This window comes from Comamonas badia DSM 17552, from assembly GCF_000484635.1.
Classification (GTDB): domain Bacteria; phylum Pseudomonadota; class Gammaproteobacteria; order Burkholderiales; family Burkholderiaceae_C; genus Comamonas_C; species Comamonas_C badia.
On the sequence record NZ_AXVM01000002.1, the window covers coordinates 63,633 to 89,315 of the forward strand.

Annotated in this window: 17 protein-coding genes; 8 read left to right on the forward strand and 9 right to left on the reverse strand. The window is 67.6% G+C overall.

Annotated features, from left to right (window positions below):
• Nucleotides 1-31: 31 nt before the first annotated feature.
• A complete protein-coding gene (locus K320_RS0104380; RefSeq protein ID WP_024537642.1) occupies nt 32-1,459 on the reverse strand; it encodes an FAD-binding oxidoreductase in 1,428 nt (475 codons plus the stop codon).
• On the reverse strand, nt 1,437-1,856 hold the full coding sequence (locus K320_RS0104385; RefSeq protein ID WP_024537643.1) for a DUF2069 domain-containing protein: 420 nt from the start codon (nt 1,854-1,856) through the stop codon (nt 1,437-1,439). The genes K320_RS0104380 and K320_RS0104385 overlap by 23 nt, the downstream gene beginning before the upstream one ends.
• A gap of 36 nt (nt 1,857-1,892) precedes the next feature.
• Between K320_RS0104385 and K320_RS0104390 the strand changes: the two genes are divergently transcribed.
• From K320_RS0104390 to K320_RS0104415, 6 genes are all read left to right on the forward strand, one after another.
• A complete protein-coding gene (locus tag K320_RS0104390) occupies nt 1,893-3,131 on the forward strand; it encodes a YihY family inner membrane protein (protein ID WP_407059751.1) in 1,239 nt (412 codons plus the stop codon).
• Between the two features lie 170 nt (nt 3,132-3,301).
• Entirely contained in the window at nt 3,302-3,985 is a 684-nt protein-coding gene (locus K320_RS0104395) for a TetR/AcrR family transcriptional regulator (protein WP_024537645.1), read from the forward strand.
• A complete protein-coding gene (locus K320_RS0104400; protein WP_024537646.1) occupies nt 3,982-5,895 on the forward strand; it encodes an alkyl/aryl-sulfatase in 1,914 nt (637 codons plus the stop codon). The genes K320_RS0104395 and K320_RS0104400 overlap by 4 nt, the downstream gene beginning before the upstream one ends.
• A gap of 9 nt (nt 5,896-5,904) precedes the next feature.
• Entirely contained in the window at nt 5,905-7,533 is a 1,629-nt protein-coding gene (locus K320_RS0104405) for a GMC family oxidoreductase (RefSeq protein WP_029695800.1), read from the forward strand.
• A 46-nt stretch (nt 7,534-7,579) separates the two neighbouring features.
• Entirely contained in the window at nt 7,580-9,862 is a 2,283-nt protein-coding gene (locus K320_RS0104410) for an arylsulfatase (RefSeq protein ID WP_024537648.1), read from the forward strand.
• Nucleotides 9,863-9,879: 17 nt separating this feature from the next.
• The gene (locus tag K320_RS0104415) at nt 9,880-11,229 is read left to right on the forward strand and encodes a spinster family MFS transporter (protein ID WP_024537649.1); all 1,350 of its coding nucleotides are present in this window, start codon (nt 9,880-9,882) and stop codon (nt 11,227-11,229) included.
• A 26-nt stretch (nt 11,230-11,255) separates the two neighbouring features.
• On the opposite strand, the gene K320_RS17995 is transcribed toward K320_RS0104415, so the two are convergent.
• A complete protein-coding gene (locus tag K320_RS17995; RefSeq protein WP_024537650.1) occupies nt 11,256-14,102 on the reverse strand; it encodes a bifunctional diguanylate cyclase/phosphodiesterase in 2,847 nt (948 codons plus the stop codon).
• A gap of 41 nt (nt 14,103-14,143) precedes the next feature.
• Nucleotides 14,144-15,184 carry a quinone-dependent dihydroorotate dehydrogenase gene (locus K320_RS0104425; protein ID WP_024537651.1) on the reverse strand — a complete coding sequence of 347 codons (1,041 nt, stop codon included), beginning with the start codon at nt 15,182-15,184 and terminating at the stop codon, nt 14,144-14,146.
• Nucleotides 15,185-15,218: 34 nt separating this feature from the next.
• Between K320_RS0104425 and rpiA the strand changes: the two genes are divergently transcribed.
• The gene (gene rpiA / locus K320_RS0104430) at nt 15,219-15,914 is read left to right on the forward strand and encodes a ribose-5-phosphate isomerase RpiA (protein WP_024537652.1); all 696 of its coding nucleotides are present in this window, start codon (nt 15,219-15,221) and stop codon (nt 15,912-15,914) included.
• Between the two features lie 12 nt (nt 15,915-15,926).
• Here the strand turns inward: rpiA and K320_RS0104435 are convergent, their stop codons facing one another.
• From K320_RS0104435 to K320_RS0104455, 5 genes are all read right to left on the reverse strand, one after another.
• Nucleotides 15,927-16,574, reverse strand: coding sequence for a glutaredoxin family protein (locus K320_RS0104435; RefSeq protein WP_024537653.1), 648 nt, complete (start codon nt 16,572-16,574; stop codon nt 15,927-15,929).
• Between the two features lie 105 nt (nt 16,575-16,679).
• Nucleotides 16,680-18,713 carry a M3 family metallopeptidase gene (locus tag K320_RS0104440; protein WP_024537654.1) on the reverse strand — a complete coding sequence of 678 codons (2,034 nt, stop codon included), beginning with the start codon at nt 18,711-18,713 and terminating at the stop codon, nt 16,680-16,682.
• 32 nt (nt 18,714-18,745) lie between these two features.
• Complete coding sequence (locus K320_RS0104445) at nt 18,746-19,594, reverse strand: bifunctional methylenetetrahydrofolate dehydrogenase/methenyltetrahydrofolate cyclohydrolase (RefSeq protein WP_024537655.1); 849 nt, start codon at nt 19,592-19,594, stop codon at nt 18,746-18,748.
• 57 nt (nt 19,595-19,651) lie between these two features.
• Nucleotides 19,652-20,272, reverse strand: a complete 621-nt coding sequence (locus K320_RS0104450; RefSeq protein ID WP_407059755.1) for a response regulator transcription factor — start codon at nt 20,270-20,272, stop codon at nt 19,652-19,654.
• A gap of 21 nt (nt 20,273-20,293) precedes the next feature.
• On the reverse strand, nt 20,294-22,816 hold the full coding sequence (locus tag K320_RS0104455) for a PAS domain S-box protein (protein ID WP_029695804.1): 2,523 nt from the start codon (nt 22,814-22,816) through the stop codon (nt 20,294-20,296).
• A gap of 161 nt (nt 22,817-22,977) precedes the next feature.
• Here K320_RS0104455 and aceE point away from each other — a divergent pair, with 161 nt between their 5' ends.
• Entirely contained in the window at nt 22,978-25,677 is a 2,700-nt protein-coding gene (gene aceE / locus K320_RS0104460; protein ID WP_024537656.1) for a pyruvate dehydrogenase (acetyl-transferring), homodimeric type, read from the forward strand.
• The last annotated feature ends 6 nt before the right edge of the window (nt 25,678-25,683 follow it).

Sequence of the window (25,683 nt, forward strand, 5' to 3'; positions counted from 1 at the left end):
GCTCTAACGCTTATGCAGCAAGCGTTGCGAGCTACTGTTTGAAGAGTATGCAACCCGGGTTCATGGTGCCCCGCGGATCGAGCGCCTGCTTGATGGCGCGCATCATCGCGAGCGCCGCAGGGGGTTCATAGCGTTCGAGCTCATGCGTCTTGAGCTGGCCCACGCCATGCTCGGCGGAGAACGAGCCGCCGTGCTGCGCCACGGCGTCGTACACCAGCCGGTTCACCCGCGCCTCCTCGTCACGCAGAAAGGCCTTGCCATCGCCGCCTTCGGGTGCCTGCACGTTGTAGTGCAGGTTGCCGTCGCCCAGGTGGCCGAAGTTCACCAGCCGCACGCCGGGGATTTCGCGCACCAGCAGGGCATCGGTGTGCTCGACGAAGGCCGGAATGCGCGAGGCGGCAATCGATATGTCGTGCTTGATGTTCAGGCCCTCTTCGGCCTGCGCCAGCGGAATGCTCTCGCGGATGTGCCAGAGCTCATGCGCCTGCGCGAGGCTCTCGGCCACCACGGCGTCCAGCACGCAGCCGTCCTCCAGCGCCTGCTCCAGCAGGTGCTCGAAGCGCGCGCGCGCATGAGCTTCGGATTCGCTGTCGGCGTTTTCCAGCAGCACGCAATAGGGCGCCTCTGCCATGCCTGCGAACGGCACGCGCAGCTGCGGCATGTGCCTGACCACGAGCGAAAGCGCGAACTGGCCCATCACCTCGAAACCGGTGAGCGATGCGCCCAGGTGCTGGTGCGCCAGGCCCAGCAGGCGCACCGCGGCTGCCATCGAGGGCACGGCGGCCCAGGCGGTGAGTTCCGCCACCGGTTTGGGAAAGAGCTTCATCGTCGCCGCGGTGATCACGCCCAGCGTGCCCTCGCTGCCGACGAAGAGGTTGCGCAGGTCGTAGCCGGTGTTGTCCTTGCGCAGGCCCGAGAGGCCGTTCCACACCTCGCCCTGCGCGGTGACCACCTCCAGCCCCAGGCACAGCTCGCGCGCATTGCCGTAGCGCACCACCTGCGTGCCGCCGGCGTTGGTGCCCAGGTTGCCGCCGATGGTGCAGCTGCCTTCGGCCGCCAGCGAGAGCGGGAACAGCAGCCCCTCCTTGTCCGCGTATTCCTGCAGCGCCTGCAGGATGCAGCCGGCCTCCACCGTCACCGTGAGGTTGTCGCGGTCGATCGCCCGGATGCGGTTCATGCGCGTGAGGCTCAGGATGATCTGCGTGCCGCTATCGTCCGGCGTGGCGCCGACCGACAGCCCGGTGTTGCCGCCCTGGGGGATGATGGCGGTGCCCGATTGCGCGCAGGCGCGCACCACGGCGGCGACCTCCTCGGTATTGGCAGGGCGGACCACGGCCAGCGCCTTGCCCTGGCGGCGGCGGCGCCAGTCCTGCTCCCAGGCGCTGAGGTCGCCGTCGGTGAGTACATGGTCGGCGCCGACGATGGCGCGCAGGGATTCAAGCAGCGGGTTGGATGTCATGGGTGGCGGGGTCGGCGGATGCACCGCGCTGGCGCAGGCGGATGTGCATCACGCAAGCGGCAAAGAGCAGCAGGCAGAGGAAGATCTCAATCAGCGCGAGCCAGCGCGCGGGGGGCGGATCGCTCCAGGCGCGCACCACGCCCTCGGTGAAGTACAGCCACAGCAGCAGGCTGACCCAGCGGTAGGTGTACATGCGCCGCTTGAGCAGGCCGGCCAGCGGCAGCGCCAGCGGCAGCGCCTTGAGCGCGATCCACGAGCCGCCCGGGCGCAGCGGCGCCAGCCACAGCTCCCAGGCCAGGCACAGCAGCACCAGCGCCAGCAGGCTGGCCACGGCCAGGCGCTGGCTGAAGGCCACGAGGGGCGGCGGCGGCAGGGGGGAGGGCGGGGCGATCGGCATGGCGGGCGGAATCTGGGATCATACGAGGTGATGAGCATGCACACCGCCACCTTCAAGCGCGCCTGGCGCCGGCTTGTCAACTTTCCCTGGCTCGGCATCGCGCGCCTGCTGGCCGAGCGCTACCGCGAAGACCGCCTGGGCCAGACGGCGGCGAGCTTGACCTTCACCACGCTGCTGGCGCTGGTGCCCTTCGTCACCGTGGCGCTGGCGATTTTTTCGGCCTTTCCCATCTTTGGGCAGATGCAGGAGGTGCTGCAGCACTGGCTTACGCAAAGCCTGTTCCCCGAGACCATCTCGCGCCCGGTCATGGGCTATCTGACGCAGTTCGCCGCCAAGGCCAGCCGCCTGGGGGCAGTGGGCTTCTCGTTTCTCATCGTCACGGCCCTGGCGCTCATCCTGACGATTGACCGCACGCTCAACACCATCTGGCGCGTGCCGCGGCTGCGCCCGCTGGGCCAGCGCGTGCTGATCTACTGGGCTTCGATCACGCTCGGACCGCTGGTGCTTGCCGGCGGGCTGGTGCTGACGAGCTCGGTGGCATCGGCCGCATCGCACAGCCTCAAGGGCACGCTGCCGGAAGGCGTGCGCATGCTGTTCGGCAGCATTGAATTCCTGCTGCTGGCGGGCGGCATGTCGGCGCTCTACCACTACGTGCCCAACACGCCGGTGCGCTGGCGCCATGCGCTGGCGGGCGGCGCCTTCGTGGCGCTGGGCATCGCGCTGGCGAAGAAGGGGCTGGCGCTGTACCTCGCCTCCGTGCCCACCTACTCCATGATCTACGGCGCCTTCGCCACGCTGCCCATCCTGCTGCTGTGGGTCTACGTGGCCTGGCTGGTCGTGCTGCTGGGGGCGGTGGTGGCGGCCTACCTGCCGCGGCTGCGCGATGCGCTCGCCAGGAATGGCGAAAAGCCGCAGCCGCCGTTTGCGCTGGCGGTGCAGCTGCTGCAGCAGCTGCACGCCGCGCGCGGCAATCCCCAGCATGGGCTGACGGGCGCGCAGCTGGCGCATGCGCTGCGCGTCGGGCAGCCGCAGCTGGCGGGGCCGCTGCAGGTGCTGCTGCAGCTCGATTGGGTGGTGCAGGTCAACGAGGTCGCCGCCGGCGCGCGCGATCTGGCGGATGCGCGCTATCTCTTGCTGGCGGACCCGGCCGCAACCGCGATGCAGCCGCTGGTGGAGCGGCTGCTGCTGCAGCGCACGCCCGAGCTGGAGCGGTTCTGGGGCAATACCGGCATGCCCGTGCTCAAGCTGGCGGATGTGCTGGCGCGGGCGCTGTGACTGTGAGTCACTGAGCCGTATTCCGCTGAGGCGCGTGTTCCGCGCTCTTTGAACTTGTTCAAGGTCTTTGAAAGCCGTGGTTTCCACTGTTTTTGGGCCCTGGGAAAAACCCCGATAGGCAAACCAGCCAGAGACGTATACGCTGAAACATGAATTGATATTCATGTTTTATGCCTGCCAGCAAACGCCTTCCGCCATTCGAACGCATCCATGCCCCGCGCCAGCAGCGTGGGCGCGAGCGCCAGGATGCCCTGATACGCGCCGGGCTGCACCTGACATCCACGCGCCACTGGGACGATGTCAAGGTCGGAGATATCGCCGCCGAGATCGGCTGCTCCATCGGTACCTTCTACACACGCTTTCACACCAAGGCGGCCTATTTCGAGGTGCTGGTGGATCTGGTGACGCAGGCCATGCAGGCGGCGAGCAGCGCCTTCTTTGCCGCCCCCGAGCGCGCGCTGGAGACCGAGCATGAATTCCTCGAACGCTGGGTCGCGCTGGGGCTGCAGTCCTTCACCCGCCACCGCGGCCTGTACGCCACCGCTGTCATCGAGCTGCGGCGCAAAAGCGCCGAAGAGGCGCTGCAATCGCCCCTGCTGCGCTTTCGCGAGAGCAGCCGGGCGCAGTTTCTGCACGCCATGGCCCGCTGGCCGCGCTGGCGCGGCGATAGCGCGCAGGAGCAGCTGCTGTTCGCCTTCCAGTTGCTGCAAGGCGTGCTCATCAACGCGGTGCTGACCAACCCCGGGCCGCTGTACCTGCAGGACCCGGCGCTGCAGGGGCAGCTTACCGCCGTGCTGGCGCGCTACCTCGGCGTACAGCAGCAGCCGGCATCGGCCATCAGGAGGAAGGCATGAACACCATCGCCCCTGGCTGCGCGCACCGCGCCACCGTGGATTTCCAGCGCCTCGTCGCCAGTACCCGGCCGCCCGAGGATGGCGAGGATTTGGAGGACGCACGGCGCGGCTTCATCGCCACGCTGCCCGACGCGGCCATCGCGCGCGCCGATGGCACCAGTGTCTGGAACCTGGCGGCCTATGGCTTTCTGGCGCAGGAGCAGGCGCCCGATACCGTCCATCCGGCGCTCTGGCGCCAGGCGCGGCTCAATGTCGAGCATGGCCTTTTCGAGGTGACCGAGCGCATCTACCAGGTGCGCGGCTTTGACATCGCCAACATCACCTTCATCGAGACCGACAGCGGCGTGGTGGCGTTCGATGCCCTGATGGTGCCCGAGACGGCCGCCGCCGCGCTGGCGCTGTACCGCGCGCACCGCGGCCCACGCCCTTTGCTGGCGGTGGTCTACAGCCACAGCCATGTGGACCACTTCGGCGGCGTCACCGGCCTCACCAGCCAGGCTGAGGTGGATGCGGGGCAGGTGCAGATCATCGCGCCCGCGGGCTTCATGCGCGCCGCCGTGGCCGAGAACGTGCTGGCGGGCGTGGCGATGGCGCGGCGTGCGCAGTTCCAGTTCGGCAACACGCTGCCGATCGGCCCGGCGGCGCAGGTGGACAGCGGCCTGGGCAAGAACCTGCCGCGCGGGCGCCCCGGCCTGATCGCGCCGACGCGCGAAATCGCCGAGCCGCTGGAGACCCTGGTGATCGACGGCCTGACGATGGAATTCCAGTTGGCGCCCGACACCGAGGCGCCGGCCGAGATGCACCTGTTCATTCCGTCCGAGGGGGCGCTGAACCTGGCCGAGAACGCCACGCACACGCTGCACAACCTGTGCCCGCTGCGCGGCGCCAAGGTGCGCGATGCGCTGGCCTGGTCCAAATACCTGCACGAGGCGCTGCACCGCTGGGGCGCGGCCACGCAGGTGATCCTGGGCCAGCACCACTGGCCCACCTGGGGCAACGATCGCGCGCTGCGGTTGCTTTCCGAGCAGCGCGACCTGTACCGCTATCTGCACGACCAGACCGTGCGCCTGATGAACCACGGCCTGAAGGCCGCCGAGATTGCCGAGCAATTGCAACTGCCGCCCGGCCTGGCGGGGCGCTGGCACGCGCGCGGCTACTACGGCAGCGTCTCGCACAACGTGAAGGCGATCTACCAGCATTACCTGAGCTGGTACGACGCGCACCCGGCCAGCCTGAACCGGCTGCCGCCGGTAGCTGCGGCGCGCAAGACCGTCGCCTACATGGGCGGCGCAGAGGCTCTGCTGGCGCGCGCGCAGGAGGATTTTGAGCGCGGCGAATTCCGCTGGGTGGCCGAGGTGACGGCGCATCTGGTGTACGCCGAGCCGGACCACCAGGCCGCCCGTGCGCTGGCCGCCGCCGCGCTGGAGCAGCTGGGCTTTCAGTCCGAATCGGCCACCTGGCGCAACGCCTACCTGCTGGGCGCGCACGAATACCGCGCCGGCCCGCCCCAGCCCCAGCCCGGGGCGGGCGCGGCCATGCTCTCGGCGCTGTCCAACGACCTGCTGTTTGACCTGCTGGCGGTGCGCATCGTCGCGCAGCGTGCAGAGGGCATGGCATTCACCATGGCCTGGCATTTCAGCGACAGCGGCGAGCACTGGCTGTGCGCGCTCTCCAACGGCGCGCTCAGCAGCCTCCGCATGCCGCAGGCGCCCGCGGCCGATGCCGGCGTGCGCACCGACCGCGCCACGCTCGATGCGCTGCTGCAGCAGCAGCTCAAAGCCCCGGCGGCGCTGGCCAGCGGGCACCTGAAGCTTTCGGGGAACACAGGACTGCTGGCGCAGTTTTTTGGCCTGCTGGACCGCTTTGACGGCGCCTTCCCGGTCGTCGATGCCGCCCGCGCGGCGCAGTGAGGACAAGCCATGGATGAAGAAGCACTGGCCTTTGACTACATCATCGTCGGCGGCGGTTCGGCCGGCTGCGTGCTGGCCAACCGCCTCTCCGCCAACCCGGACCTGCGCGTCGCCCTCATCGAGGCCGGCCCCGCGAGCGGTGGGCGCTGGGTCAGCATTCCGGCGGGGCTGATCGGCACCGTGCCCATGCACCGGCTCAACTGGGCGTTTGACACCGTGCCGCAGTCCGAGCTGAACGGCCGCCGTGGCTACCAGCCGCGCGGCAAGGTGCTGGGCGGCAGTTCGGCCATCAACGCCATGTGCTACATCCGCGGCCACGCCAGCGATTACGACGGCTGGGCAAAGGATGGCTGCACCGGCTGGGGCTGGAGCGGTGTCTTGCCCTATTTCCGGCGCGCCGAGGGCTGCCTGGTGCCCGAACTGGACGCCAAGCTGCATGGTTTTGACGGCCCGCTCAAGGTGAGCGCGCTGCGCTCCCCCAGCGATTTCAACCGCCTGGTGCTGGATGCCGCCGCCGAATGCGGCCACGCGCGCAACGGCGACTTCAATGGCGCGACGCAAGAGGGTGTGGGCCTGTACCACGTCACGCAGGATCGCGGCGTGCGCTGCGATGCCGCGCGCGCCTACCTCGACCCGGTGCGCGGGCGTAGCAACCTGGTGCTGATGGCCGATGCGCATGCCACGCGCGTCATCTTTGAAGGCCTGCGCGCCACAGGCATCGAGGTGATAGCAGGCGGCGGCAAGCGCCAGCTCACGGCGCGCGCCGAGGTCATCCTGAGCGCCGGCGCCTTCGGCAGCCCGCAGCTGCTGCAGCTCTCGGGCGTGGGCCCGGGCGCCGATCTGCAGAACCTGGGCATCGCCTGCGTTGCCGACCGCGCGCAGGTGGGCGCCAACCTGCAGGACCATCCGGATTCCATCCTCACGCGCCGCCTCAACGATACCCGGCTCTTCGGCCTGAGCCTGGCCGGTTTTCGCACGCTCTGGCAGGCCTGGGGCCAGTACCAGCGCGACCAATCGGGCATGCTCTCGACCAACTACGCCGAAAGCGGCGGGTTCCTGCGCACCCGGCCCGATCTGGACCGGCCCGATGCGCAGTGGCACTTCGTGATGGGCATCGTCGACAGCCACGGCAGAAAGCGCCACTGGGGCCACGGCTTCAGCCTGCACACCTGCATCCTGCGCCCCCAATCGCGCGGCAGCGTCAGGCTTGCCGGCACCGATCCACGGGCCGCGCCGCTCATCGATCCGGCCTTTCTCACGCACCCCGACGACATGGCGGCGCTGGTTCGCGCCACGCGTGCCACCGCCGCGCTGTTTCGCACCAAGGCGCTGGGCCTGCATGCGCAGGTGCCTTTGAAGCCCGAGCCCGACTGGCAGGGCGGCGATGCGGCGATCGAAACCTTTCTGCGCGACCACGTGGACACCATCTACCACCCCGTGGGCACCTGCCGCATGGGGGGTGATGCCGATGCGGTGGTGGACCCGCTGCTGCGCGTGAACGGCACCCAGGGCCTGCGCGTGGTGGACGCCAGCGTCATGCCCCGCCTCATCGGTGGCAACACCAACGCCCCCACCATCATGATCGCCGAGCGCGCGGCGGACCTGATCCTCGGGAATACAAGAGAAATAGCTATTTAACGCTTGTCTGGAAAGCGCTGGCAGCTATCAAAATTTGGAGCATCCCATGAATGCGCTGCACATCGGCAAAACCATCCACGATTCCACGCCGCACTGGCCCGCGCCGCCCCAGCGCCCGGCGGGCGCGCCCAACATCCTGCTGGTGCTGTTCGACGACGTAGGCTTCTCCGACTTCGGCTGCTACGGCTCCAGCATCCGCACGCCCGCCATCGACCAGCTTGCCGCGCGCGGCCTGCGCTACAGCGGCTTTCACACCACCGCGATGTGCTCGACCACGCGCGCCGCGCTGCTCACCGGGCGCAACCACCACGCGGTCGGCGTCGGCTGCCTTGCCAATTTCGACAGCGGCTTCCCCGGCTACCGCGGCAAGATCAGCCCAGACGCGGGCACGCTTGCCGAGATGCTGCGCCCGCACGGCTGGCGCAACTACATGGTGGGCAAGTGGCACGTCACGCCGCTCACGCAAAGCGGCCCGGCCGGCCCGTTCGATGGCTGGCCGCTGGGCCGGGGGTTCGACCGCTTCTACGGCTTCCTGGACGCCGAGACCGACCAGTTCGCCCCCGAGCTGGTGCAGGACAACACCCACATCGACCCGCCCGGAACCTACGAGAGCGGCTACCACCTGACCAGCGACCTGGTCGACCAGGCCATGCGCATGCTGGCCGAGCACCAGGCCGACGCGCCCGACGCGCCCTGGCTGCTGTGGCTGGCTCTTGGAGCGTGCCACGCGCCGCACCAGGCGCCGCAGGACCTGATCCGCGGCTACGACGCGCAGTTCGCCCACGGCTGGGACGTGGAGCGCGCACAGCGCCTGGCGCGCCAGAAGGCGCTGGGCCTGGTGCCTCAGGACACCGAGCTGCCGCCGCGCAACGACGGCGTGCCCGCCTGGGACAGCCTGGGCGAGGTCGAGCGGCGCGTCTTCACCCGCCTGCAAAGCGCCTACGCCGGCATGCTGACGCACGCCGACCAGCAGCTCGCGCGGCTGATGCAGTTCCTGGAAGCGAGCGGCATGGCGGACGACACGCTGGTGCTGGTGCTCTCGGACAACGGCGCCAGCCAGGAAGGCGGCGTGGCCGGCTTCGTCAACGCCATGGGCCCGTACAACCTGCGCCGCGAGGAGATGGCCGAGAAGCTCGCGCGCATCGACGACATCGGCGGCCCGGCGTCGCACGCCAACTTCCCGCAGGGCTGGGCCATGGCGTCGAACACGCCGCTCAAGCGCTACAAGCAGAACACGCACGGCGGCGGCATCCGCGACCCGCTGGTGCTCGCCTGGCCCCGGGGCATAGCCGCGCGCGGCGAGCTGCGCCACGGCTTCTGGCACGCGCGCGACCTGCTGCCCACGCTGCTCGACGTCTGCGGCGTGCAGGCACCCGCAACGATCAACGGTGTCCGGCAGCAGCCCATCACCGGCGAAAGCCTCAAGGCCACGCTGACCAGTCCTCAGGCTGTCTCGCGCAGCGGGCCGCAGCTCTTCGAGATGTTCGGCCACCGCGGCCTCTGGCACGCGGGCTGGAAGGCGGTGACCTGGCACGCGCCGGGCACGCCGTTTGACGCCGACCGCTGGGAGCTTTACCACCTGGACGCAGACTTTGCCGAGAACCACGACCTCGCACTGACCGAACCTGCACGCCTGGCGCGCATGCAGGCCCTGTGGTGGCAGGAGGCCGAGGCCAATCAGGTGCTGCCGCTGGACGACCGCTTCGGCGCGCGTTTTGCCGAGAACGCCCAGCGCGCCCAGGGCGCGCGCACGCGCTTCGTGTTTCACCACGGCATGGGCCATCTGCCCAGCGACGTGGCGCCCGACCTGCGCTCGCGCAGCTACGCCATCGAAGCCCGGGTGCTGATCCCGGCGGAAGGCGCCGAAGGCGTGCTCATCGCCCACGGCGACGCCACCAGCGGCTACAGCCTCTACCTGCAGGAGGGTCACCTGGTACACGACATGAACATCGGCGGCGTGCACCAGATCCTGCGCTCGGACCGCCCGGTGCCCTCAGGCCGCCGGTGCCTGGGCTTTCGCATGCAGCTGGGGCCGCTGGTGCTCACGCCACCCATGCCGGGCCACGGCCGCATTGCCGTGCCCGCCCGCCGCGCTGCCAGCCTGTGGATCGATGGCGAAAGCGTGGCCGAAGGCGTTTGCCCGCTGGGCTTTGCCACGCTGATCTCCTGGTCGGGCCTGGACATAGCGCGCGACAGGGGCAGTCCCGTTTCCCGCTACGGCGCGCCGTTTGCCTTCACCGGGCGCCTGGTCTGCGTGACGGTGGATCTTGAGCCGCAGCAGCCGCTGCATGGCGACGGCATTGGCCAGGCCGAAATGGCGCGGCAATAACCCCCAGGAGCAGCGCGATGGCCCTCTTCACCCCCGCCCAGCCGCCGCTTGCGCCCGGCGTGCAGTTCCCGCCCCGGCGCCAGGCGCGCCATGCCTTGCTGATCCTGTTCCTGGGCTACATGCTGGCGTTCGTGGACCGCAACGTGGTCTCGCTGCTGGTGGTACCCATAGAGCACGACCTGGGCCTCTCGGACCTGCAGATGGGGCTGCTGCGCGGCACGGCGTTTGCCATCTTCTATTCGATCTTCGGCTTTCCCATCGCCTGGCTGGTGGACCGCTACAACCGGCGCAACATCGTGCTCGGCGGCATCGCGGTCTGGAGCCTGATGACCGTGCTCGCCGGCCTCTCGCGCAACTTCATGTCCTTCTTCGGCGCGCGCGTGGGCGTGGGCGCGGGCGAGGCGGCGATCCTGCCCAGTGCTACCTCGCTCATCGCCGATTATTTCCCGCCCGAAAAGCGCGGCCGCGCGATGGGCGTGTTTGCCTCCGGCATCTTCATCGGCACGGCGCTGGCGCTGATCGGCGGCGGCCTGCTGCTGGACCGGCTGCACGGCCAGGTCACCGTGCTGCCGCTGCTGGGCGCGCTGCAGCCCTGGCAGGTGGTGCTGGTGGCGGCGGGCCTGCTGGGCATTCCGCTGTTCGTCGCCGCGCTGTTCGTGCGCGAGCCGCCGCGCCTGTACCTGCATGGCCGCACGATGGCACAGGCGGCGGAGCAGTCGGCGGGTTTCTTCGAGACCTTCCGCCAGCACCCGCGCGCGTTCGGCGCGCACTTCATCGGTTTTACCGCGCTGTGCTTCGCCTCCTACGGCGCCACCTCGTGGCTGCCGACGCTGTTTATGCGCGAGCACCACTGGAGCGCGCTGCAGGTGGGCGCGCGCCTGGGCATCATGGCGCTGCTGCTGGGGCCGCTGGGCGCGATCATCGGCGGCGTCATCGCCGACCGCATGGAAAAAACCGGACGGCGTGCCGGCAAGTTCATCGTCGGCGCAACGGCCGCGGCACTCACCATCGTCCCGGCGCTCGTCATGGGTCTCTCGGGCAACGCCTGGGTGACGTACGCCGCCGCGGCGGTGCTCACCTTCTGCATCAGCCTGATCTGGGGTGTGGCGCCCGGCGCGCTGCAGGAAATCGCGCATGGCGCGGTGCTGGGCCGCGTGGTGGCAGCCTATACCGCGCTGATCAACCTGGTCGGTCTGGGCCTGGCGCCGCCGTCCATCGCGCTGCTGGGTGAATCGATTGCCGGCAAGAACGCCGGGCTGGGCACGGCGATCGCCATCGTGATCCCGCTGGCCTGCGTGATTGCGCTGGTGGCATTCGCCAGCAGCATGGGCGCTTACCGGCAGGCGAGGGCGGATTTGAAGCCATGAGTGCGTGCGCCTTCTCGCGTCGCGTGTCACACCGCGGCGGCATGGTTGCGCACGAACTCCTCGAACTCCGGCGCCGGCAGCGGCCGGCTCAAGTGGTAGCCCTGGATCTCGCTGCAGCCATGCTCCAGCAGAAAGCTGGCCTGCTCGGCAGTCTCCACGCCCTCGGCGATGGTGTCCACGCCCAGGCCCCGCGCCAGCTGGATGATGGCGACCACGATGGCCTGGTCGTCGGCGTCGCTGTGGATGTCGCGCACAAAGGACTGGTCGATCTTGAGCTTGTGGATCTTGAAGCGCTTGAGGTAGCTGAGCGATGAGTAGCCGGTGCCGAAATCGTCTATGGCCAGCTGCGTTCCCAGCGCCCGCAGGTCGCGCATGTGCTGGGCGGCTGCCTGCGGCGCCTTCAGGGCCGTGGCTTCCGTCAGCTCCAGGGCCAGATACCGCGCCGGCACACCGGTCTCTTCCAGCGTGCGGCGCACCAGCGACGGCAGGTTGGCCTGGCCGAACTGCACGGCGGAAAGGTTGACCGCGATCACCAGCGGCTGCAGGCCCGCTTCCATCCATTTGCGTACCTGCGCAAGGGCGGTGCGCAGCACCCACGCGCCGATGGCCACGATCGTGCCGTTGGATTCGGCGAGCGGAATGAATTCCGCCGGCGATACCGGGCCCCAGCGCGGATGCGTCCAGCGCAGCAAGGTTTCCGCGCCGATGATGGCGCCGGTGCGCATGTCCAGCTGCGGCTGATAGACCAGGTGCAGCTCATCATTGGCCAGAGCCGTCTTGAGCGCGTTGCTGAGCGCCAGCGTGTGCGCGCTGCGCTCCTGCAGCTCGGCGGTGAAGCATTGCCAGCCGTTGCGCCCCTGGTCCTTGGCTTCGTAGGCCGCCATCTCGGCGCGCTTGAGCAGTGTTTCGAAATCCGTGCCGTCCTGCGGGTACAGCGCGATCCCCACCGACGCCGTGGTCGAGAGCGTGTGCTCGGCGAGCTGCATCGGCTGGTCTATGGCCTCCAGCATGCGCTGGGCGCAAAGCCTGGCCTGTTCGGCCCGCGCCTGCGGTATCAGCAGCGCGAATTCGTCCCCGGAATGCCGCGAAAGCACATCCTGCCGCCCCACGCTGTTGAGCAGCCGCTGGGACACCAGGTTCAGCAGCAGATCGCCCACGCTGTGGCCGAGCGAATCGTTGATGTCCCTGAAATGGTCCAGATCCAGCCAAAGCAGTGCACATGGCTCCGAGCCGCTGCAAAGCTGGGTGAAAAGCGCCTTGAGCATGCGGCGGTTGGCCAGGCCGGTCAGCTGGTCGTAGTTCACCAGATGCTCGATCCGGCGGGCCGCGCGCCGCTCGGCGGTGACGTTCATCTGATGGGAAAGGTAGTGGGTGGTGCTCCCGCCGGCGTCGCGCAGCGGGTAGATCACCACGGATTCGATGGTCTCGGCGCCCGACTTGGTGCGGTTCACCAGTTCGCCCTGCCATGGCTTGTCCTGCGTCAGCTGCGACCACATGGCCTGGTAGGTGGCCGCCGGCGTCTTGCCGGATTGGAGCATGCTGGGGTTGCGCCCCTGGGCTTCTTCGGCGCTGTAGCCGGTTTCGCGCACGAAGGCATCGTTCACGTAGCGGATGTAGCCCTCCAGATCGGTCACGATGATGCTGACCGGGCTCTGCGCAACGGCGTGGGAGAGCAAACGCAGGGTTTCCGCCGATTTTTCGCGCTCGGTCACGTCGCGCGAAATGACGATGTAGCGCGGTGCGTCGCCGTTCTCGGCGGCGGCACGCGCCACGGAGAGCTCGAACGCCAACGGCGTCTGCGAGGTGGGGCTGAGCCGGATGACCGCGCCGCGCGACAGGCCCCGGGCACTGGCTTCGGCTATCGCCGCCAGCACCGTATCGGCCTCGCTCGCCGGCATGACGTCGCGCACCGTCTTGCCCTGCAGGCCGCCGGCGGCCGTCAGCATGCCGCCCGCACTTCCGGCGTGGATGTCGAGGTAGCGCCCCTCGCCATCGACCACGAACAGCAGATCCGGCAGGGCCGTGAGCAAGGCCTGCTGCTGCGCGGTGGTGGCGCGCAGCAAGGCATAGGGCTGGCGCACGGTGTCGGAAAACGCGGCGCGGTAGAGAAAGATGCAGGCCAGCACCTTGTACACATGCCCGGCCAGGTTGTAGATGTCGGTGGTGCTGGCGTAGTGGGTGAAGAAGAATTCGCTCATCGCTGCCGTGCAGGCAGCGGCAAAGAACAGGTCCGCGTTGGCCATGCCGCCGTCACGCATGCGCCGCGCCAATGACAGTGCGGCCAGCGCAAACAGGGCGATCACGGCGTATTCGGCGGCAATCTTGAAGGCAGTGAGACCTTCTCCAGCCACGAAAGTCCTCGGGAGCCAGGATGCCTCGCCCAGAATGGCTGCATGCACCAGCACCACCAGCAGCAGCGTGGCACCCAGAACGGCCTGCGGCCGCAAGGGTTTGCTGCCCGGCCGCAGAGACAGGATTGCAAAAGCCAGCAGGCCCGCGGCATCCAGAAGCCGGGCAGTCAGCCAGAAAAGAATGGCCTTTTCCGCGGAGCTTGGGGTGATGTAGTCCGCCATGCCCGGGTACGAGAGCATGTGCGAGAAATCGAGCAAGGCCGAGCCGAGGAAGGTGCAGCCCAGCACGACCATGCCCGGGCGCAGATGCTCGCTGCGCACGCTCCAGATGGTGGCGAAAATCATGCCCGCCACGGCGATGGCCAGTGTTTCGAGTGCCGTATGCAGCGGCAGGTAGTTGGCAAGACCCTGCGCCCACGGCGGCACGGGGACGAGCAGCAGCACCCCCTGCAGTGCCAGCAGTGCAACCAGCGCCTGCAGCGATCGGCGGCTTGAAAACGGCGCGGCGGTGGATGGCGTCATCGTGCGGCGGCAAGCAGCGGTCGTTGGCGGGCGGCCAGCCATCAGGATCGGCGCAGCGCGCGCGCCGCCTGCAGCACCAGCGAGGGTCCGCGGTAAATCAGGCCGGTGTAGATCTGCACCACGTCGGCGCCGGCCCTGATTTTTTCCACGGCATCCTGGGCGCGCAGGATACCGCCGACACCGATGATGGGAAAGCCCGGGCCGAGCAGCGCGCGCAGCTGGTGGATGATGGCGTTTGACGCTTGCCTGAGCGGCGCGCCGCTGAGCCCGCCGGCTTCCTCTGCATGCGCCTGGCCCTCCACGCCGTTGCGGCTGATGGTGGTGTTGGTGGCGATCACGCCATCCATGCCGTGGCGCTGCAGGGCCTGGGCGATGGTGGTCACCTGCCCGGGCCGCAGATCGGGGGCGATCTTCAGGAAAATGGGCGTGCGCCGGCCATGCTGCTGCGCCAGGGCGTCGCGGCGCCCGGCAATGGCGGCGAGCAAGGCATCCAGCGCTGCATCGCCTTGCAGGCTGCGCAGGTTCTTGGTGTTGGGCGAGCTGATGTTGAGCGTCACGTAATCCGCATGCGGGTAGACGCCGTCCAGGCATGCCAGGTAGTCGTCCACCGCGTTTTCCATCGGCGTGGCGGCGTTCTTGCCGATGTTCAGGCCCAGCAGCATCCCTGCGCCTGCGGCGCGCACGCGCGAGCGCTGGACGTTGGCGAGAAAGGCGTCCAGCCCGTCGTTGTTGAAACCCATGCGGTTGATGAGCGCCTGTGCCTGCGGCAGCCGGAACATGCGCGGCCTGGGATTGCCGGGCTGCGGCCTGGGGGTGACGGTGCCGACCTCCACGAAGCCGAAGCCCATGGCGGCAAAGGCATCGATGCAGCGGGCGTTCTTGTCCAGCCCCGCCGCCAGGCCGACGCGGTTGGGAAAGCGTAGGCCCGCCAGCGTCACCGGGTCACTCACCTGCGGGCACGACCAGGTGCGCGAGAGCGGCGTGCCCGCCGTGCCCGCCAGAAGTTTCAGCGTCAGCTCGTGCGCCGCCTCGGCATCCATGCGAAAGAGCAGGGGGCGGGCGAGCAGGTAGGGCAGCGGCATGAAGATAATCCGGGAAATTGCTTGATTTTCCGCCATGACCATGACCACCGCGCTGACACAGGACCAACTCAAGACACTCGTGGGCCAGGCGGCCTTGCGTTACGTCGTTCCCGGCGAAATCCTGGGCGTCGGCACGGGCTCCACCGTCAACAAGTTCATCGATGCGCTGGCCGGCATCAAAGGGCAGATTCCCGGTGCGGTATCGAGCTCGCAGGCCAGCACGCAGCGCCTCCAGGCTTTGGGCATTCCGGTGCTGGACGCCAACGAGGTGCAAGGCATCAGCGTGTACGTCGATGGGGCGGATGAAATCGACGGCAGGGGTTTCATGGTCAAGGGCGGCGGCGCGGCCTTGACGCGCGAGAAGATCGTGGCCGCGCTGGCGCGGCGCTTTGTCTGCATTGCCGACGTGAGCAAGCGCGTGGAGGTGCTCGGCCGGTTTCCCTTGCCGGTGGAAGTGATACCGATGGCGGCGGCGCAGCTGGTGCGGCGCTTTGCCGCGCTGGGCGGTGCCGCGGCGGTGCGGCTTGCGGACGGCGTGCCGCTGGTGACCGACAACGGCCAGCACATCCTGGACGTGCGCGGGCTCGCGATCGCCGATCCGCCGGGGTTCGAAATTGAAGTGAGCCAGTGGCCCGGCGTGGTGACCGTCGGGGTGTTTGCGCGCCAGAAGGCGGACGTTTGCCTGCTCGCAACGGCGGCAGGGGTCCAGACGATGGAATTTGCCGCGTGAGCCGCGCCTGCCTCAAAAAATGATCCCGGCGGGATTGGATGGCGTGCGGGTTCCCGGGGGTGGCGTCGATGCCGCCGGGCGTGCGGGCTCGGGCTTCGGAACGGTGTTGCTGGGGATCACGCTGTTGCTGCGCGCCACCAGCGGGGTGGCGGCAGGGCGCTGGTAGCCGGACGGCAGCTCCGATGTCCTGGGATAGCCTGCGGCATCCAGGTATTGGCTCCACTCGGTATCCGAAAATCCCTTGAGCTGCTGGCCGCCCACGGTCAGCAGCGGCAGGCCTGCATCGCCCGCGATACCTTTGAGCGCGTCAATGTCTTCGTTGCTGGCGATGGTGCGCTCGGTGAACGGCACGCCGCGGTTGATCAGCAGGTTGCGTCCATTCACGCAGGGCGCGCAATCGGCGCCGGTATAGAGCACCACCGGGAAGCGCGTGGCCGGCTGGCGCAGCTGGTAGGGCAGGGCGGCGGCGGCGCTGCTGGCCGCGGCCCCCGGGGGGCCGCCCTCCACCCGCGTGCCCTTGGCGGCGTTTTCCGGTGGGCGATCGGTGAAGGACACCCTGCCATCCGGCCCGACGATGCGGTAGACGGACTGCGCCTGCACGCCGGCCGCCAGCAGCACCGATGCGCAGGCCATCGCAAGAAGCTGGGTGCGTTGGCGCATGGTGGTTCTCCGGGTTTCAATTTGATAGCTGATGGCGCATGCCAACAGCCGGCCTCGGGCGATTCTGACTCAAACCATCAAAGATGCAAGCCATCGCGCGCCGTTTCATTGCGCCATGCCCTGGTGGCGCAGCAGCGCATCAAGCTGCGGCTCGCGCCCGCGAAAGGCCTTGAACGATTCCATCGCCGGGCGGCTGCCGCCGGATTCGAGGATCGCCTGGCGGTAGCGGCGCCCGGTCTCCAGGCTGGGCTCGCCATCGCCGCCGCGCGTCTCTTCGAAGGCCGCATAGGCGTCGGCAGACAGCACTTCGGCCCATTTGTAGCTGTAATAGCCGGCGGCATAGCCGCCGCTGAAGATATGGCTGAAGCTGTGCGGGAAGCGGTTGAAGGCCGGCGGCTTGAGCAGCGCCACTTCGGTGCGCACTTCGTCCACCAGTGCCAGGATATCCGTGGCGCCGGTGGGGCGGGTGTGCAGCAGCATGTCAAACAGCGAAAATTCGATCTGGCGCAGGGTCTGCAGCCCGGCCTGGAAATTCTTGGCCGCCGTCATCTTGTCGAACAGCGCGCGCGGCAGCGGTTCGCCCGTATCGACATGCGCCGTCATGTGTTTGAGCACTTCCCATTCCCAGCAGAAGTTTTCCATGAACTGGCTTGGCAGTTCCACCGCATCCCACTCGACACCGCTGATGCCGGAGACATCATGCTCGTTGACCTGGGTCAGCATGTGCTGCAGGCCATGGCCGAATTCATGGAACAGCGTGGTCACGTCGTCGTGCGTGAGCAGCGGCGGCTTGCCGTTCACGCCATCGGCGAAGTTGCAGACGAGGTAGGCCACGGGGGTCTGCAGCCGGCCGGTATCGGGGCGCAGCCAGCGGCTGCGCGCGTCGTCCATCCAGGCGCCGCCGCGCTTGCCGGTGCGCGCGGGCTTGTCCAGATAGAACTGGCCCACCAATTGACCTGCACGCTCGATACGGTAGAACTCCACCGCCGGGTGCCAGACAGGAGCCTCGTCGCGCTGGATCTGCAGCTCGAACAGGGTTTCGACGATCTTGAACAGGCCAGCCAGCACCTTGGACGCCGGGAAATACTGCTTCACTTCCTGTTCGTTGAAGGCGTAGCGCGCCTCCTTGAGATGCTCGGTGACGTAGGGCCAATCCCAGGATTGCGGGTCATCGAGCTGCAGTTGTTCGCTCGCAAAGCGGCGCAGATCAGCGAGATCGCGTTCGGCAAACGGTCGCGCGCGCTGCGCCAGATCGCGCAGGAAATGCAGCACCTGCGCCGGCGATTCGGCCATCTTGGGCACGACCGACACTTCGCCGAAATTGGCATAACCCAGCAGAGCGGCTTCTTCCTGGCGCAGCGCCAGGATTTCCTGCATCACCTGGCTGTTGTCGAACTGCCTTGCCCCACCCTCGGCCTGCTCGGAGGCGCGCGTGACATAGGCACGGTAAAGCGTTTCACGCAGGCCGCGGCTGTGCGCGAACTGCATCACCGGCAGATAGCAGGGCATGTGCAGCGTGAGCTTGTGGCCGTCCTTGCCATCGGTCTGCGCGGCCTCCCGGGTGGCGTGCAACACGTCCTCGGGCACGCCGGCCAGCGCTTCGGTGGTGACGAAACAGCTGAAGGCATCGGTGGCATCGAGCACGTTTTCGCTGAATTTCTGCTGCAGCTGCGCCAGCCGCTCCTGCACGGCGGCAAAGCGTTCGCGGTCGGCGCCCTGCAATTCGGCGCCCGAGAGGCGAAAGCCGCGCAGGGCGTTGGACAGGGCCTGGCGCTGCTCGGCGTTCAGCGTCCGTGGGTCCATCGCCTTGTATTGGGCGTAGAGCCGCTCATCCGCGCCCAGCTTGGTCCAGAACGCCGTCACCAGGGGCAGGGCGGCGTTGTAGGCGGCGCGCAGCTCGGGCGTGTCCATCACGCTGCTCAGGTGGCTCACGGCGCCGAAGGCACGACTCAGTTGTTCGGTGGCGACATCCAGCGTGCTCGCCATGGCGTTCCATTCGGCCGGAAAGCCGTCGGCCGTCACCTGCGCCAGCGCCGCCTCGCAGCGCCGCAGCAATTCATCGACGGCCGGGGCGACATGCGCCGGGGTGATGCGGTCAAAGGCGATGGCGCCGGAGAAATCGAGCAGGGGGTTGTTCATGGATTCTCAGAATGGCGGCGCGGCGCCAAAGTTCAAGCGCTGCGCTCGGCGGCTTCCAGGGTGTTGACGAGCAGCATGGCACGCGTCATCGGGCCGACGCCGCCGGGCACCGGGGTGATCCAGCCCGCGACCTCGCGCACGCCTTCGTAGTCGACGTCGCCGCAGAGCTTGCCCGCATCGTTGCGGTTCATGCCGACATCGATGACGACGGCGCCGGGCTTGACCATGTCCGCGGTGAGCACGTTGCGCTTGCCCACGGCGGCGACGATGACGTCCGCCTGCAGCGTGAGCGCCTTCAGATCCTGCGTGCGCGAGTGGCAGACGGTGACCGTGGCATCCTTTTGCAGCAGCATCAGTGCCATGGGCTTGCCCACGATGTTGCTGCGGCCTATGACCACGGCATGCCTGCCCTTGAGGTCATAGCCTATGGATTCGAGCATCTTCATGCAGCCATGCGGCGTGCAGGGCCAGAAGCCCGGCAGGCCCGTCATCAGCGCGCCGGCGCTGGCGACGTGAAAGCCATCGACGTCCTTGGCCGGGGAAATCGCCGCGATGACCTTGTGCGTATCCATGTGAGCGGGCAAGGGGAGCTGCACCAGGATGCCATGCACAGCGGGGTCGCCGTTCAGCGCCTCGATGCGGGCCAGCAGCTGCGCTTCGGGCAGGTCGGCGGGGTAGCGCTCCAGCGTGGCGCCCAGGCCGGTTTCGGTGCTGTCGTTGACCTTGTGGCGGGTATAGACCTGGCTGGCCGGGTCTTCGCCCACCAGGATGATGCTGAGCTGCGGCGTGATGCCGCGCGCCTTGAGCGCCGCCGTGCGGTGGCTGACTTGGTCTCGGATTTGGCGCGCCAAGGCGTTGCCATCGATGGTATGGGCAGTCATTTTGAAGGAAAAAAGGCCTTTTCGCATGCCAGGCATGCGCTGTCAGCTATCAAAAAATCAGGGTTTGGCAGCGCTGTTGCCCAGGGCGATCTTGAGCAGGTCGGCGACGGTGTTGGCGCCCAGCTTTTCCATGATGTTGGCGCGGTGCGCCTCCACCGTCTTGATGCTGATCCCGAGGTCGTCGGCGATCTGCTTGTTCAGGCGCCCGGCGACGATGCGCTCCAGCACCTGGGATTCGCGCCCGGTGAGCTTGGACATCAGCGCTTCATGGCTGGCGGCGATTTCGTGGTCGGCGAAGGTGTCGCGGGCGCGGGCCAGCATGCGTTCGACCAGTTCCAGCAGCTCCTTTTCATTGAACGGCTTCTGGATGAAATCGAGCGCGCCCTTCTTCATGGTGTCCACCGCCATGGGCACGTCGCCGTGGCCGGTGATGAAGACGATGGGCAGCGGGGATTTGCGCTCCAGCAGCCGGTCCTGCAGTTCCAGCCCGGTCATGCCGGACATGCGCACGTCGATGATGAGACAGGCCACCTCGCGCGGGTCGTAGCGCGTCAGAAAGGCTTCGGCGGAGTCGAAGCAGCGCACGCGGTAGCCTTTTCCCTCCAGCAGCCATTGCAGCGAATCGCGCACGGCCTCATCGTCATCGACGACGTACACGGTACCCTTTTTCGGCGACATCAGGTTCATGCAATTCCCTTGTCAGGTGGTTGATGCTTCGAATTCGGTAGTAGCACCCTCAATGCTGGCAAGCGGCAGCCAGAAAGTGAACAAACACCCCGTGATCTCGTTTCCATTGTAGAGGTTCTGCGCCTGCAGCCGCCCCTGGTGGGATTCGACAATGCTGCGGCACAGATTCAGGCCCATGCCCATGCCTTCGCTCTTGGTGGAGTAGAAGGCCTCGAAGAGGTGTTCCAGCACGTCGGCAGGCAGGCCTGGTCCGGTGTCTTCCACGCTGAACTGGATCACGTCGGCGCCTTCCACCTGGCGCGGCACCACGCGCAGCTCCACGCCGCGCCGGCCGGTGGGGCGGTCGGCATGCGCAATCGCCTCCGCGCCGTTCTTCATGAGGTTGATCAGCACCTGTTCGATCAGGATGCGGTCGGCCATGACCGGCGGCAGGCGCGCCGCCACGTAGTGCGTGAGGCGCACGTTGTGGCGGCGCAGCTCTATGGTGGCGAGCTCGATCGCCTCGGCCACCATGTCCGGCACCTGGGCCAGCTGGCGGTTGGGCGCGCTTTTTTTCACGAAGGCGCGGATGCGCTGAATGATCTGGCCGGCGCGCTGCGCCTGGTGGGCGGTTTTCTCCAGCGCGCCCAGCAGCGCCTCCTCGCTGATCTGCTGGCTCTCCAGGCGCGAAATCATGCCGCTGCAGTAGTTGCTGATGGCCGTGAGCGGCTGGTTGAGCTCGTGCGCCACGCTGGAGGCCATCTCGCCCATGGTGATCAGGCGGCTGACCGATTGGGTGCGCTCGGCCTGGTGCGCGGCAATCTCCTGCGCACGCCGGCGGGCGGTGATGTCGGTGGCGATCACCATCTGCGCCAGCCGCCCGTCCACCCAGTGCAGGTAGCGCGAGCGCACCTCCAGCCACTTGCCCAGGTCGGGCTGGTAGATCTCGACGTTGTCCGACTGCGCCGTCGTCATCGCGTGGCTGGGCAGGCCCATGAAGTCGTCTTCGTCCCCGGCCGCCTCCGCATGCGCCATGCCTGCCTGGGCCACGAGCTGCAGATGCCCTTCGGTCTGCGAGCCGAACCACTGGCGGTACAGGCGGTTGGCAAACAGCAGCTCCTTGCTGCCCAGCGGAGCGACGGAGACGGAGGCATCGAGCGACTCCATCACGATGGTGAAGCGCTCATGCGACGCGACCAGCTGCTCGCGCACGCGGTTGGGCTCGGTGATGTCGGTCATCGACGTCATCCAGCCGGTGTGCCGCCCGTGCCCGTCGATCAGCGCTGAAACATACAGGCGCGCATCGAAGATGGTGCCGCTCTTGCGCTGCACCCGCACCTGAAAGCCTCCCGGCGCCGCCTCGCCCGAGAGCTCTTCGCTGAGCTTGCTCTGCTGCGTATTGCGCTCGGCCTCCGGCCAATAGCTGTAGGGCGGTTTCTGCCCCACCAGTTCTTCGGCGCTCCAGCCCGTCATCTGGCAGAACGCCGCATTCACGTAGGTGATCTGGCCATGCAGATCCAGCGCGCGCATGCCGGTCAGGATGGAGTTTTCCATCGCCCGGCGGAAATTGGTCTCGGCAATCAGGGCTTCCTGCGTCTGCAGGCGCCGGCGCGTGTGCCGCCAGGTGCCCAGCAGCAGCCAGGCCGTCATCACGCTGAGCATGCCGACGAGCCAGAACAGGCTGCTGCCGACCACGCCCAGCGATGTCCGATAGGCCTGCGCGCGCAGCACCAGGCTCTGGCCGGGCAGCTCCAGCACCGCTTCATCATCGTTGGCCGTGCCGCTCCACGGCAGCAGGGAGCGGCTGCGCTGGACCAGGGGCGTGCCGGCCAGCAGCTGGTGGTCTTCCGTGAGCAGCGTCACCGCGTAGCGCGCCAGCACCTCCGTCGGTGTGCCGTAGCGCAGCAGGCTGTCGAAGGAATACTCGGCCAGCAGCGCACCCCTGAACCGTCTCTGGGAGGTGAGGGGGACCATCAGCGCCAGCAGTGGCGCGGCGTCGTCGCTGGCCGTCTGGATCGGCAGATAGGCGGGCTGCTCCAGGCGCTGCATCTCGCGGAAGCCGTGCGCCGTGGAACCAGGTTGGAGCACCTCCCCCGCCACCCGCAGCTGGCTGCTGGCCAGATTGGGCGCGGCCTGGCTCATCCGGATGCGCCCGGTGGCGTCTATCCACGTCAGCGCCTGCACCTCCGGGTATTGCGCGATCAGGAGGTCGGCCTGTGTCGCGAAATCGGCATCCCCCATGCTGCGTGTGGAGAGCTCGCGGGCAATGCGCAATACCTGTTCCTGGCGCTCCGTGAGCCGCAGCCGCAGCCGCTGCTGGGCGTATTCCGTATCGCGCCGCAGGGCATCGCGCTCGCGTTCGACTTCTTCGGAATGCAGGTACCAGAAGGAGGCGACGATCGCGAGAAAAAACAGGAATACGGCAACCAGCGGCGCCAGTGCGGCAAACCGATCCTGGCGGTGCGGCGCCAGCCCGCGCCACCAGCGGCGCCACCGGGATGCGGAGCGCTGCGCAGTCTGCGGCGAAACCGAGGCTCGCAAGCTAGGGGAAACCATGAATGAAGTTTATCGGCGGATGCTGTAAGCCTGACAGAAGGGCCGTGGTTTTCTTTAAATTATCATTATATGGAATCAATAAACTCTATTTGAAATTTTTTGAAATTGTGAGACACTCGCGGCGATACCCTGATCACCATGCCGCACTAAGGAGACCAAAGATGAGCGAACCGACCCAAGGCCAGCCGATGGCCGATTCCGATCAACAGGAAACGCGCGAGTGGATGGAGGCGCTTTCCGCGGTGATCGACAAGGAAGGCCCGGAGCGCGCGCACTACCTGCTGGAGCAGCTGCTGGAGCACGCGCGCGAGCACTCCATCGACATGCCGTTTTCCGCCACCACGGGCTACGTCAACACCATCGAGCCCGAGGAAGAAATCCGCAGCCCCGGCAATCTGGAAATCGAAGGCCGCCTGCGCGCGTACATGCGCTGGAACTCCATGATCATGGTGGTGCGCGCCAATCGCCTGCACCCCGATGACGGCGGCGACCTGGGCGGGCACATCGCCTCCTACGCCTCGGTGGCGCACATGTTCGAAGCGGGCTTCAACCACTTCTGGCATGCCGAAAGCGCCGAGCGCGGTGGTGATTGCGTTTTCTTCCAGGGTCATAGCTCGCCCGGCATCTACGCCCGGGCCTTCCTCGAAGGCCGCCTGACCGAAGACCAGCTGCTGCATTTCCGCCAGGAGGTGGGCTACAAGAAGGGGCTCTCCAGCTACCCGCACCCGTGGCTGATGCCCGATTTCTGGCAGTTCCCCACGGTCTCCATGGGCCTGGGGCCGCTGATGGCGATCTACCAGGCGCGGTTTCTCAAGTACCTGCATGCGCGCGGCATCGCCAATACCGAAAACCGCAAGGTCTGGGTGTTCCTCGGCGACGGCGAGATGGATGAGCCCGAAAGTACCGGCGCCATCCGCCTGGCCTCGCGTGAAAACCTGGACAACCTGATCTTTGTCATCAACTGCAACCTGCAGCGCCTGGACGGCCCGGTGCGCGGCAACGGCAAGATCATCCAGGAGCTGGAAGGGCAGTTCCGCGGCGCCGGCTGGAACGTCATCAAGTGCCTCTGGGGCAGCAGCTGGGATCCGCTGCTGGCGCGCGACAAGGACGGCGTCCTCAAGAAAGTGATGATGGACACGCTCGATGGCGACTATCAGACCTTCCGCGCGCAGGACGGGGCCTACATCCGCGAGCATTTCTTCGGCCGCGACCCACGGCTGTTGAAAATGGTCGAGCACCTGAGCGATGGCGACCTCTGGGCGCTGCGCCACGGCGGGCACGATGCGCAGAAGGTCCATGCCGCCTTCGCTTCCGCCTCGAAGACCACGGGCCAGCCGACGCTGATCCTGGTGCGCACCATCAAGGGCTACGGCATGGGCGCCGCCGGCCAGGCCAAGAACCCGGCGCACCAGATCAAGAAACTCTCGGATGACGCGGTGCGCGCCTTCCGCGACCGCTTCAACATCCCGGTACCCGACAGCGAACTCGAAAAGCTGCCGTTTTACAAGCCGGCCGATGACACGCCGGCCATGCAATACCTGCACGCGCGGCGCAAGGAACTCGGCGGCTACCTGCCGCACCGCCGCGAAAAGTCCGACGAGAGCTTCACCGTGCCCGCGCTCGAGACCTTCAAGGCCGTGCTTGACCCCACGGCCGAGGGGCGCGAGATCAGCACCACGCAGGCCTATGTGCGCTTTGTCGTGCAACTGCTGCGCGACAAGGCGCTGGGCCCGCGCGTCGTGCCCATCGTCGTCGACGAAGCGCGCACCTTCGGCATGGAAGGCATGTTCCGCCAGATTGGCATCTACAACCCGCAAGGGCAGCTCTACACCCCGGTGGACAAAGGCGAGGTGGCCTACTACAAGGAAGCCAAGGACGGCCAGGTGCTGCAGGAAGGCATCAACGAGCAGGGCGGCATGGCCAGCTGGATCGCCGCGGCCACCAGCTACAGCACCAGCAACCGCATCATGGTGCCGATGTATGTCTATTACTCGATGTTCGGCTTCCAGCGCTTTGGCGATCTGGCCTGGGCCGCGGGCGACCTGCATGCGCGCGGCTTTCTGCTGGGCGGCACCGCCGGACGCACCACGCTCAACGGCGAGGGCCTGCAGCACGGCGACGGCCAGAGCCAGATGCATGCGGCCGTGGTGCCGTCCTGCATCAGCTACGACCCGTCGTTCGCGCACGAAGTCGGCGTGATCATGCACCACGGCCTCAAGCGCATGGTCGAGAAGCAGGAAGACGTCTACTACTACATCACCATCCACAACGAGAACTACGCCATGCCCGGCCTCAAGCCCGGCACGGAAGAGCAGATCATCAAGGGCATGTACCTGTGCCAGCCGGGCGCCGAAGGGCAAAAGCGCGTGCAGCTGCTGGGCAGCGGCACCATCCTGCGCGAGTCGCTGGAGGCGCAAAAGCTCCTTGCAGCCGATTGGGGCGTGCAGGCCGACGTATGGAGCTGCCCGAGCTTTACCGAACTGGGCCGCGAGGGCGTGGATGCCGAGCGCTGGAACCTGCTGCATCCGGGCGAGGCGCCGCGCGCCTCCTTCGTCGCGCAGCAGCTGGCCGCGCATGCGGGGCCGGTGATCGCGTCCACCGACTGGGTCCGGGCCTACCCGGAGCAGATTCGCCCGCACCTGCCCAAGGGCCGCAGCTTCACGGTGCTGGGCACCGACGGCTTCGGCCGCAGCGACTTCCGCTTCCGCCTGCGCGAGCACTTCGAAATCGACCGCCACTACATCGTGCTGGCCGCATTGAGCGCGCTGGCCGACGAGGGTGCGATCGACCGCGCCAAAGTTTCGGAGGCGATCAGCAAGTACGCGATCAAGACCGAGAAGATCAACCCGCTGCACGCCTGAAGGAGG

What these genes read in the sequence shown, in the direction of transcription:
- K320_RS0104425 (WP_024537651.1), bottom strand. Translation starts at nt 15,184, where the DNA reads ATGCCGCTGCCCTACCTGCTCGCCCGCCCCCTGCTCTTTCGCATGGAT.
- K320_RS0104400 (WP_024537646.1), top strand. Translation starts at nt 3,982, where the DNA reads ATGAACACCATCGCCCCTGGCTGCGCGCACCGCGCCACCGTGGATTTC.
- K320_RS0104395 (WP_024537645.1), top strand. Translation starts at nt 3,302, where the DNA reads ATGCCTGCCAGCAAACGCCTTCCGCCATTCGAACGCATCCATGCCCCG.
- K320_RS0104440 (WP_024537654.1), bottom strand. Translation starts at nt 18,713, where the DNA reads ATGAACAACCCCCTGCTCGATTTCTCCGGCGCCATCGCCTTTGACCGC.
- K320_RS0104435 (WP_024537653.1), bottom strand. Translation starts at nt 16,574, where the DNA reads ATGCGCCAACGCACCCAGCTTCTTGCGATGGCCTGCGCATCGGTGCTG.
- rpiA (WP_024537652.1), top strand. Translation starts at nt 15,219, where the DNA reads ATGACCATGACCACCGCGCTGACACAGGACCAACTCAAGACACTCGTG.
- K320_RS0104380 (WP_024537642.1), bottom strand. Translation starts at nt 1,459, where the DNA reads ATGACATCCAACCCGCTGCTTGAATCCCTGCGCGCCATCGTCGGCGCC.
- K320_RS0104445 (WP_024537655.1), bottom strand. Translation starts at nt 19,594, where the DNA reads ATGACTGCCCATACCATCGATGGCAACGCCTTGGCGCGCCAAATCCGA.
- K320_RS0104415 (WP_024537649.1), top strand. Translation starts at nt 9,880, where the DNA reads ATGGCCCTCTTCACCCCCGCCCAGCCGCCGCTTGCGCCCGGCGTGCAG.
- K320_RS0104390 (WP_407059751.1), top strand. Translation starts at nt 1,893, where the DNA reads ATGCACACCGCCACCTTCAAGCGCGCCTGGCGCCGGCTTGTCAACTTT.
- K320_RS0104385 (WP_024537643.1), bottom strand. Translation starts at nt 1,856, where the DNA reads ATGCCGATCGCCCCGCCCTCCCCCCTGCCGCCGCCGCCCCTCGTGGCC.
- K320_RS0104410 (WP_024537648.1), top strand. Translation starts at nt 7,580, where the DNA reads ATGAATGCGCTGCACATCGGCAAAACCATCCACGATTCCACGCCGCAC.
- K320_RS17995 (WP_024537650.1), bottom strand. Translation starts at nt 14,102, where the DNA reads ATGACGCCATCCACCGCCGCGCCGTTTTCAAGCCGCCGATCGCTGCAG.
- aceE (WP_024537656.1), top strand. Translation starts at nt 22,978, where the DNA reads ATGAGCGAACCGACCCAAGGCCAGCCGATGGCCGATTCCGATCAACAG.
- K320_RS0104405 (WP_029695800.1), top strand. Translation starts at nt 5,905, where the DNA reads ATGGATGAAGAAGCACTGGCCTTTGACTACATCATCGTCGGCGGCGGT.
- K320_RS0104450 (WP_407059755.1), bottom strand. Translation starts at nt 20,272, where the DNA reads ATGTCGCCGAAAAAGGGTACCGTGTACGTCGTCGATGACGATGAGGCC.
- K320_RS0104455 (WP_029695804.1), bottom strand. Translation starts at nt 22,816, where the DNA reads ATGGTTTCCCCTAGCTTGCGAGCCTCGGTTTCGCCGCAGACTGCGCAG.